The sequence below is a fragment of the Burkholderia sp. Ac-20379 genome, assembly GCF_017104645.1.
Lineage (GTDB): Bacteria > Pseudomonadota > Gammaproteobacteria > Burkholderiales > Burkholderiaceae > Burkholderia.
Window position 1 is genome coordinate 1 of sequence record NZ_JAAGPF010000310.1, and the last position, 8,995, is coordinate 8,995.

Consider the following 8,995-nt stretch of genomic DNA (forward strand, 5'->3'; position numbering starts at 1 on the left):
CGCCAGACGCGCCGCGGCGCGCACCAGCGTGGGCGCCTCCGGCCCCGGCCCGACGCACACCAGCAGCCGCTCGCGCGCCTGCCAGATTCGCGCGATCGAGCGGTCGGCGCGGTATTCGCGCATCTGCGCGTCGACGCGGTCGGCCGTGCGCCGCAGCGCCAGCTCGCGCAGCGCGATCAGGTTGCCCTTGCGGAAGAAGTTGCGCACCGCGCGCTCGGCCTGCTGCGGCAGATACACCTTGCCGTCGCGCATCCGCTCGAGCAGCTCGTCGGCGGGCAGATCGACCAGCGTCACCTCGTCGGCCGCGTCGAACACGTGGTCCGGCACCGTTTCCCAGACGCGAATGCCGGTGATCGCACCCACCACGTCGTTGAGGCTGTCGAGATGCTGGACGTTGACGGTGGTGTAGACGTCGATGCCCGCGTCGAGCAGTTCGTGCACGTCCTGCCAGCGCTTCAGGTGGCGCGAGCCGGTCACGTTCGAATGGGCCAGCTCGTCGACCAGCACGAGCTGCGGCCGGCGCGCGAGCGCGGCGTCGAGATCGAACTCGGCCAAGGTCCGGCCGCGATGCTCGAGCGCGAGCGGCGGCAGCACGTCGAGCCCGTCGAGCAGCGCCGCCGTTTCGCGCCGGCCATGCGTTTCGACGATGCCGACCAGCACGTCCACGCCTTCGTCGGCGCGCACGCGCGCGGCCCGCAGCATCGCATAGGTCTTGCCGACGCCGGCCGATGCGCCGAAGAAGATCTTCAGCCGGCCGCGCTGCTGCTTCTCCTCTTCGCGCTGGAGCTTGTCGAGAAGCTGGTCGGGATCGGGGCGGTTCATGCGGCCTTCATGCGGAAAGCGGCGCGCCGGCGGCGCGAATCACGGTCGTGGCAAGCATTGTGGTGCCAAATCCCGAAAAAAGAAAAGGCGGCGCGGCCAGGCCGCGCCGCGAAGGCAATCCGCGTCCGGTCAGTGCGCGGATTTCGCCGAGTCGAGCGCCAGGTTCAGCGCCAGCACGTTCACGCGCGGCTCGCCGAACAGGCCGAACTGGCGGCCCTGGGTGTGCGCGTCCACCAGTTGCCGCACCGCGTCGGCCGACATGCCGCGCGCCTTGGCGACGCGCGCCACCTGATACAGCGCGGCGGCCGGGCTGATCTCCGGATCGAGGCCGCTGCCCGAGGCCGTGACCAGATCCACCGGCACCGGCTGGCTCAGGTCGGTGCCCGCCGCCTTCAGCGCGTCGAGGCGGCCCTTGACCTGATCGGTCAGCGCCGGGTTGGTCGGGCCGAGGTTCGAGGCGCTCGAACCCTGCGCGTTGTACGGCATCGGCGTGGTGGCCGACAGGCGACCCCAGAAGTATTGCGGCGCGTCGAACGGCTGGCCGATCAGCGTGGAGCCGACCAGCTTGCCGTTCAGCTCGATCAGGCTGCCGGACGATTGCGACGGGAACACCGCCGCGCCGAACGCCGTCATCACGGCCGGATACGCGAGGCCCGTCACGGCGGTCAGCACCGCGAACAGGACGATGAGCGGACGAATCATGGTTTTCATGGTGAGCTTCCTCAAATGGCCTCGAATGGGTTTCGAATTGGCCTCATACCCAGCCGAGCGCGGCGAGCACGACGTCGATCAGCTTGATGCCGACGAACGGCACCAGGATCCCGCCGAGCCCGTAGATCAGCAGATTGCGGCGCAGCAGCGTGGCCGCGCCGAGCGCCCGGTAGCGCACGCCCTTCAGCGCGAGCGGAATCAGCGCCACGATGATCAGCGCGTTGAAGATCACCGCGGACATGATGGCCGAGGCCGGCGTGGCCAGATGCATCACGTTCAGTGCGTTGAGCTGCGGATAGGTGGTGGCGAACGCGGCCGGGATGATCGCGAAATACTTGGCGATGTCGTTGGCGATCGAGAACGTGGTCAGCGAGCCGCGCGTCATCAGCATCTGCTTGCCGATCTCGACGATCTCGATCAGCTTGGTCGGATTCGAATCGAGGTCGACCATGTTGCCGGCCTCCTTCGCGGCCTGCGTGCCGGTGTTCATCGCCACCGCCACGTCGGCCTGGGCCAGCGCCGGCGCGTCGTTGGTGCCGTCGCCCGTCATCGCCACGAGGCGCCCGGCCGACTGATGCTCGCGGATCGTCGCGAGCTTGGTTTCGGGCGTGGCTTCGGCGAGGAAATCGTCCACCCCGGCCTCGGCCGCGATCGCGGCGGCGGTCAGGCGGTTGTCGCCCGTCACCATCACGGTCTTGATGCCCATCTTGCGCAGCTCGGCGAAACGCTCCTTGATGCCGCCCTTCACGATGTCCTTCAGCTCGATCACGCCGAGCACGCGGGCCTCGCCCGGCGCGCCGTGGCCGCCGTCGCGCTCGGCCACCACCAGCGGCGTGCTGCCCTTGCGGGCGACGTCGTCCACCGCGCGGCGCACGTCCTCGGGGAACCGGCCGCCGTGCGCTTCGACGTACTGGCGAATCGCCTCGGCCGCGCCCTTGCGGATCTCGCGGTCGGGCAGATCCACGCCGCTCATGCGGGTGGTGGCCGAGAAGCCGATGAAGGTGGCCTGCAACGCGGCCATGTCGCGCTGGCGCAGGTTGAAGCGGGTCTTGGCCAGCACCACGATGCTGCGGCCTTCCGGCGTTTCGTCGGCCAGCGACGACAGTTGCGCGGCGTCGGCCAGCGCTTCCTGCGGCACGCCGGCGGCCGGCACGAATTCGGACGCCTGACGATTGCCGAGCGTGATGGTGCCCGTCTTGTCGAGCAGCAGCACGTCCACGTCGCCGGCCGCTTCCACGGCGCGGCCCGAGGTGGCGATCACGTTGGCCTGCATCATGCGGCTCATGCCGGCCACGCCGATCGACGACAGCAGCCCGCCGATGGTGGTCGGGATCAGGCACACCAGCAGCGCCACCAGCGCGGTGATCGTCACCACGTGGCCGGCGTTCATCGCCTGCACCGAGAAGATCGAGAACGGCAGCAGCGTGGCGGTGGCCAGCAGCATCACGATCGTCAGCGCGACCAGCAGGATGGTCAGCGCGATCTCGTTCGGCGTCTTCTTGCGCTTGGCGCCTTCGACCATCGCGATCATGCGGTCGAGGAACGCCTCGCCCGGGTTCGCCGTGACCTTCACGACGATCCAGTCCGACAGCACGCGCGTGCCGCCCGTCACCGACGAGAAATCGCCGCCCGATTCGCGGATCACCGGCGCCGATTCGCCCGTGATGGCCGATTCGTCGACCGAGGCCACGCCGTCGATCACCTCGCCGTCGGCGGGGATCACGTCGCCCGTCTCGACCAGCACCACGTCGCCGCGGCGCAGGTCGCTCGCGGTGGTGATGCGCACCGGCGATTTCGGATGCGGCTCATTGAGCTTCTTGGCCATCACGTCTTTCTTGGCGCTGCGCAGCGATGCGGCCTGCGCCTTCGAGCGGCCCTCGGCCAGCGCCTCGGCGAAGTTCGCGAACAGCACCGTGAACCAGAGCCACAGCGTGACGGCCAGGATGAAGCCGGCCGGCGCCTCGGCCTGGCCGGCCAGCGCCGCGATCCAGAGAATGGTGGTCAGCACGCTGCCGACGTAGACGCAGAACATCACCGGATTGCGGAACTGCGTGCGCGGCGTGAGTTTCTTGAACGAATCGACGATCGCCGGGCGCAGCAGCGCCGGGTCGAACATCGATCGTGTAGCGGAATGTTGATTCATTGTGATCCTCGATGGCATCGCGAACGATGCGCGGATTCCGACTTCCCGTTTCCTGTTGGCGGGCGGCGGGCCGGCGGCGCTCGCCGCGCGGCCCGACCTGCCCGATGCACGCTCAGCGCGTGCTCAATGCGAGTTGGCGAACAGCATCAGATGCTCGACGCCGGGGCCGAGCGCGAGCGCCGGCACGTAGGTCAGCGCGCCCACCAGCAGCACCGAACCGAGCAGCAGCACCACGAACAGCGGGCCGTGCGTCGGCAGCGTGCCGCTGGTCGCGGCGATGCGCTTCTTGGCCGCCAGCGAGCCGGCGATCGCCAGCACCGGCACGATCGTGCCGAAGCGGCCGAACCACATCGCGATCGCCGTCAGCCAGTTGTAGAACGGCGTGCTGACCGTCAGGCCCGCGAACGCGCTGCCGTTGTTGTTGGCGGCCGAGCTGAACGCGTAGAGGATTTCCGAGAAGCCATGCGGCCCCGGATTGGCGATCCCCGCGCGGCCGGCCTCCGACAGCACCGCGATCGACGTGCCCACCAGCACCAGCAGCGGCGTGAGCAGCACCACGATCGACACCATCTTCATCTCGAACGATTCGATCTTCTTGCCGACGTATTCGGGCGTGCGGCCGATCATCAGGCCCGCCACGAACACCGCCAGCAGCGCGAACACGAGCATCCCGTACAGCCCGGAGCCCACCCCGCCGAAGATCACCTCGCCGAGCTGGATCAGCAGCATCGGCACCAGCCCGCCCACCGGCGTCAGCGAATCGTGCGCGCCATCCACCGCGCCGCACGAGGCCGCCGTGGTCGTGACCACGAAGATGCTCGTTTGCGCGATGCCGAAGCGGGTTTCCTTGCCTTCCATGTTGCCGCCCGCCTGCAGGTCGCTCGCGCCCTGGTCGACATGCAGCGCCGCGAACTGCGGGTTGCCGCGCTGTTCGGAAGCCGCCTCCACGCCGACCGCCGCCGCGAACGCCACCGTCATCGCCGCGAGCACCGCGACGCCCTGCCGGCGGTCGCCGATCATGCGGCCGAACACGAGACACAGCGCGGCCGGCAGGATCAGGATCGCCAGCATCTCGACCATGTTCGAGAACGGCGTGGGGTTTTCGTACGGATGCGCCGAGTTGCCGTTGAAGAAGCCGCCGCCGTTGGTGCCGAGCATCTTGATGGCTTCCTGCGTGGCCACCGGGCCCATCGCCAGCGTTTGCGTCTTGAGCGGCGTGGCGACCGTCACCGGGTTGCCCTTGTCGTCCTTGACCGGGTTGCCCTGCGCGTCGAGCTTCGGCGCCTGGTAGGTGCTGGCCTGCAGCGTGGGCACGTCGGTGTAGGCGCGGAAGTTCTGGATCACGCCCTGGCTCATCAGCAGCGCCGCCACCACGGCCGAGATCGGCACCAGCACGTACAGCGTCACACGCGTCAGGTCGACCCAGAAATTGCCGATCGTCTTCGCGGTATGACGCGCGAAGCCGCGGATCAGCGCGATCACCACCACGATGCCGGTGGCCGCCGACAGGAAGTTCTGCACCGTCAGGCCGAGCATCTGCGTGAGGTAGCTGACCGTCTGCTCGGGCGAGTAATCCTGCCAGTTGGTGTTGGTGACGAAGCTGACGGCCGTGTTGAACGCGCCGTCCACCGTCATCGGCGGGAACTGCTGCGGGTTGCCGGGCAGCCATTGCTGGATGCGCAGCAGCGCGTAGAGCACGAACATGCCGAGCACGTTGAACGCGATCGTCGCGAACGCATACTGCTTCCACGACATTTCCGCGCCCGGATCGACGCCCGCGACGCGGTACAGCACGCGTTCGAGCGGCCCGAACAGGCGCACGATGCGCGACGAACCGTCCATCACGCGGGTCAGATAGCCGGCGACGGGCACCGCCAGCGCCAGCAGCACGACGAGGAAGATCCCCGCCTGCAAGAGGTCGTTCGCGCTCATTCGATGTCCTCCGCGCGCAGCAGCGCGTAGATCAGATAGGCGAACAGCAGGGCGGTCGAGAGCCCCGCGAGCCACAGCATCCAGTTCATTGACGCCCCCCGCGACCATATTGCGAGAGCTTGTCGCACCCCGCGACGAGCGCGGCGATCAGCACCGAAAACAGTGCGAGACCACCGATATACAGCGCATCCATTGTTGTGTTCTCCGTGTTCCTGTACGAACGGATGCAACGTTATGGGAATGCGCGTAAAGGGCAGGTCAAAGGTGGACGGGTGGGTGTAAAAAACGCGTAAACACGGCGGCGGCGGCCGGGCGATGGTGCGGAAAGCGCGCAGCCGCCCTGAAGGCGGCTGCGGCGTGAGGTGAGACGCGGGGCGGGAAGTGAAACGAAGCGGTTAGGGCAGCAGGATCGTGGAACCCGTGGTGCGGCGCGCTTCGAGATCGCGATGGGCGTCGGCCACGTCGGCCAGTTGATAGCGCTGACGCACGTTGGTCTTGACCTTGCCCGAGCTCACCACGTCGAACAGTTCGGCCGCGCCGCGTTCGAGATCGGGGCGCTTGGCGATATAGGTGAACAGCGTCGGACGCGTGAAGAACAGCGAGCCGCGCGAGGCGAATTCCTTCGAGTCGATCGGCGGCAGCGGGCCGGACGCATTGCCGAAGCTGACGAACAGGCCGAGCGGCGCGAGGCAGTCGAGCGAGCCGAGGTAGGTGTCCTTGCCGATCGAGTCGTACACCACCGGCACGCCCGCGCCGTTGGTGATGTCCTTCACGCGCTCGGTGAAGTTCTCGCGCGTGTAGACGATCGCGTGATCGCAGCCGTGCGCCTTCGCAAGCTCGGCTTTTTCGTCCGAGCCGACCGTGCCGATCACCGTCGCGCCGAGCGCCTTGGCCCACTGGCAGGCCAGCAGCCCGACGCCGCCCGCGGCCGCGTGGATCAGGATCGTGTCGCCGGCCTTGACCGGATAGGTGCGGCGCAGCAGATATTGCACGGTAAGGCCCTGCAGCATGATCGAGGCGGCATCGTCGTAGCCGATCGCGTCGGGCAGCTTGACGATCTTCTCGGCCGGCAGCACGCGCTCCTCGGCGTACGAGCCGGGCGGCACGCCCGTGTAGGCGACGCGATCGCCCACCTTCAGCGACGTGACGCCCTCGCCCACTTCGGCCACCTCGCCCGCGCCCTCCTGGCCGAGGCCGCCGGGCAGCGGCTGCGGATAGAGGCCGTTGCGGAAATACACGTCGATGTAGTTCAGGCCCACCGCGTGGTGCTTCACGCGCACCTCGCCGGCCTTCGGCTTGCCGGCCTCGACATCGACCCACTTCATCACTTCCGGGCCGCCCGGCTGGTCGTAACGGATTGCTTTCGGCATGCGTCCTGCTCCTGGTTGGGGATACGGGGGAGCGCCGGCCGTGCGGCCGCGCGAACGGTGATTCTCGCGCGTCGCGGATTTTTCTGCTGGCGGCCGCCACACCGCCGCCGGCGCCGACGCCGACCGAAGCGTCATCCGGCAGCCGGTGTCATATAAAAATGGATTTTGCGGGCAATGGCGTCAAGGCCGGCCGGGCTTCGACCGTTAAGCGGTAGTCGGCATGCTCGTGCCGACACGCCAACTACATCCAATTCACACTGAGAGTCCGATTCATGCGCATTTCGGCTGTTGCCCCCCTCCTGCTTGCCCTCGTCTCCTTCGCCGCCCAGGCCGCCACGTCCGTCACGATCGACGCAAAGCTCAATTGCAATCAGAGCGCCGTCACGTCGGGCGCGGCAACCGGCACGTCCGCGTCGTTCCAGCTCGCGCCGGGCCGTTACGTGATGTCGGTGACCAACAACAAACTGAACTGCCTGCCGAACACCAACCTCGGCCTGTGCGGGATCGACACCGTGCATGTGCAGGGCGGCATCCTCAATGCACGCTGGGGCGTGGCGGTCACGGCGCAGCCGATCGTGGTCGATGTCGGCTCCACCACCGTGGCGAACTTCTTCGCCTGGGTGTCCGACGACAACTGCGTCGACAACAGCGGACAAGCCACGCTGTTGATTCAGCAGGCCAACTGATCCTCCGGCAGGCGCGCGCCGGGCTTCACGCCCGGCGCCGCTTCATGCCGGCCCCAGCCGCCGCACCAGATCGTCGAGCAGCACGCGCGCCGTCGCCACGTTGGTGGCCACCGGCACGTCGTGCACGTCGCACACGCGCACCAGCGCGTTGATGTCCGGATCGTGCGGCTGCGCGGTCATCGGATCGCGCAGGAACACCACCATCTGCACCAGGCCCGACGCCAGTTCGGCGCCGATCTGCTGATCGCCGCCGAGCGGGCCGGACAGCTTGCGCTCCACTTCCAGCCCGTGCGCGCTGGCGATCCGCCCGCCCGTGGTGCCGGTGGCCAGCAGCTTGCAGCGCGCGAGCGTGTCGCGATAGGCGCCCGTGAGCGCGACGATTTCGTCCTTCTTGGCGTCGTGCGCGATCAGCGCAATCCGGGGTGCATCCATGCTGGTCGATCCTCGTGGGTCGAAAGGGAGCAACGCGCGCGCGGCGCTCAGAACGTGCCCGGGTAGGCGCCGCCGTCCATCAGCCAATTCTGGCCGGTGATGTAGCCGGCATGCACGCTGCACAGGAACGCGCAGGCCGCGCCGAATTCGTCGGGCTGGCCGAGCCGGCGCGCCGGGATTTCCTGGGTGCGGCGCGCGCGCATTTCGTCGACGCTCTTGCCGGCCGCCTGCGCCGACGCCGTCAGCGTGGTCTTGATGCGATCGGTGTCGAACATGCCCGGCAACAGGTTGTTGATCGTCACGTTGTGCTCGGCCACCTTGCGCGCGAGCCCCGCCACGAAGCCCGTCAGCCCCGAGCGTGCGCCGTTCGACAGCGCCAGCACCTCGATCGGCGCTTTGACCGACGAACTGGTGATGTTGACGATGCGGCCGAAGCGGCGCGCGATCATGCCGTCGAGGGTGGCGCGGATCAGCTCGATCGGCGTCAGCATGTTCGCGTCGACGGCGCGGATCCAGTCGTCGCGCGAGAAATCGCGGAAATCGCCCGGCGGCGGGCCGCCCGCGTTGGTGACGAGGATGTCGGGCTGCGGGCAGGCCGCCAGCGCCAGTTCGCGCCCGTGCGGCGTGGTGATGTCGCAGGCGACGGCCGCGACGTCCGCGCCGGTGGTGCGGCGGATGTGCTCGGCGGTGGCGTCGAGCGTTTCCTGGGTGCGCGCCACGATCACGAGCTTCGCGCCCTCGGCGGCCAGCGCCTGCGCGCAGCCGCGTCCGAGCCCCTTGCTGGCCGCGCATACGAGCGCGGTGCGTCCTGCGATTCCGAGATCCATTCGAGCCGGTTCCTTGCTGTCAGTGAGCGGCCGCGGCCGCGCCGATGCGGCGGCGCGGGCCGGGACGCGGGC

General features: G+C 68.5%; 8 protein-coding genes and 1 pseudogene. 1 reads left to right on the forward strand and 8 read right to left on the reverse strand.

The window, feature by feature from the left end; genetic code table 11:
* The 6 genes and pseudogenes from G3N92_RS27065 to G3N92_RS27090 all read right to left on the reverse strand — a co-directional run.
* A pseudogene (locus G3N92_RS27065) lies at positions 1 to 822 on the reverse strand (two-component system sensor histidine kinase KdbD); the annotation flags it as partial.
* Between the two features lie 129 nt (positions 823 to 951).
* Positions 952 to 1,533 (reverse strand): potassium-transporting ATPase subunit KdpC, encoded by a 582-nt coding sequence (gene kdpC / locus G3N92_RS27070; RefSeq protein WP_206130660.1) that lies wholly within the window; start codon positions 1,531 to 1,533, stop codon positions 952 to 954.
* Between the two features lie 43 nt (positions 1,534 to 1,576).
* On the reverse strand, positions 1,577 to 3,676 hold the full coding sequence (gene kdpB / locus G3N92_RS27075) for a potassium-transporting ATPase subunit KdpB (protein ID WP_206130661.1): 2,100 nt from the start codon (positions 3,674 to 3,676) through the stop codon (positions 1,577 to 1,579).
* A 123-nt stretch (positions 3,677 to 3,799) separates the two neighbouring features.
* Complete coding sequence (kdpA, locus tag G3N92_RS27080; protein ID WP_206130662.1) at positions 3,800 to 5,608, reverse strand: potassium-transporting ATPase subunit KdpA; 1,809 nt, start codon at positions 5,606 to 5,608, stop codon at positions 3,800 to 3,802.
* On the reverse strand, positions 5,605 to 5,697 hold the full coding sequence (gene kdpF / locus G3N92_RS27085) for a K(+)-transporting ATPase subunit F (protein ID WP_206130663.1): 93 nt from the start codon (positions 5,695 to 5,697) through the stop codon (positions 5,605 to 5,607). The genes kdpA and kdpF overlap by 4 nt, the downstream gene beginning before the upstream one ends.
* Before the next feature lie 306 nt (positions 5,698 to 6,003).
* Positions 6,004 to 6,978, reverse strand: coding sequence for a quinone oxidoreductase (locus G3N92_RS27090; RefSeq protein ID WP_206130664.1), 975 nt, complete (start codon positions 6,976 to 6,978; stop codon positions 6,004 to 6,006).
* A gap of 272 nt (positions 6,979 to 7,250) precedes the next feature.
* On the opposite strand from G3N92_RS27090, the gene G3N92_RS27095 reads away from it, so the two are divergent.
* On the forward strand, positions 7,251 to 7,664 hold the full coding sequence (locus G3N92_RS27095) for a hypothetical protein (protein ID WP_206130665.1): 414 nt from the start codon (positions 7,251 to 7,253) through the stop codon (positions 7,662 to 7,664).
* 42 nt (positions 7,665 to 7,706) lie between these two features.
* Here the strand turns inward: G3N92_RS27095 and G3N92_RS27100 are convergent, their stop codons facing one another.
* Together G3N92_RS27100 and G3N92_RS27105 are read right to left on the reverse strand one after the other, a co-directional pair.
* Complete coding sequence (locus G3N92_RS27100; protein ID WP_206130666.1) at positions 7,707 to 8,096, reverse strand: methylglyoxal synthase; 390 nt, start codon at positions 8,094 to 8,096, stop codon at positions 7,707 to 7,709.
* Positions 8,097 to 8,143: 47 nt separating this feature from the next.
* Positions 8,144 to 8,923, reverse strand: a complete 780-nt coding sequence (locus tag G3N92_RS27105) for an SDR family oxidoreductase (protein ID WP_206130667.1) — start codon at positions 8,921 to 8,923, stop codon at positions 8,144 to 8,146.
* Positions 8,924 to 8,995: the final 72 nt, after the last annotated feature.

What these genes read in the sequence shown, in the direction of transcription:
- kdpC (WP_206130660.1), bottom strand. Translation starts at nt 1,533, where the DNA reads ATGAAAACCATGATTCGTCCGCTCATCGTCCTGTTCGCGGTGCTGACC.
- kdpB (WP_206130661.1), bottom strand. Translation starts at nt 3,676, where the DNA reads ATGAATCAACATTCCGCTACACGATCGATGTTCGACCCGGCGCTGCTG.
- kdpA (WP_206130662.1), bottom strand. Translation starts at nt 5,608, where the DNA reads ATGAGCGCGAACGACCTCTTGCAGGCGGGGATCTTCCTCGTCGTGCTG.
- kdpF (WP_206130663.1), bottom strand. Translation starts at nt 5,697, where the DNA reads ATGAACTGGATGCTGTGGCTCGCGGGGCTCTCGACCGCCCTGCTGTTC.
- G3N92_RS27090 (WP_206130664.1), bottom strand. Translation starts at nt 6,978, where the DNA reads ATGCCGAAAGCAATCCGTTACGACCAGCCGGGCGGCCCGGAAGTGATG.
- G3N92_RS27095 (WP_206130665.1), top strand. Translation starts at nt 7,251, where the DNA reads ATGCGCATTTCGGCTGTTGCCCCCCTCCTGCTTGCCCTCGTCTCCTTC.
- G3N92_RS27100 (WP_206130666.1), bottom strand. Translation starts at nt 8,096, where the DNA reads ATGGATGCACCCCGGATTGCGCTGATCGCGCACGACGCCAAGAAGGAC.
- G3N92_RS27105 (WP_206130667.1), bottom strand. Translation starts at nt 8,923, where the DNA reads ATGGATCTCGGAATCGCAGGACGCACCGCGCTCGTATGCGCGGCCAGC.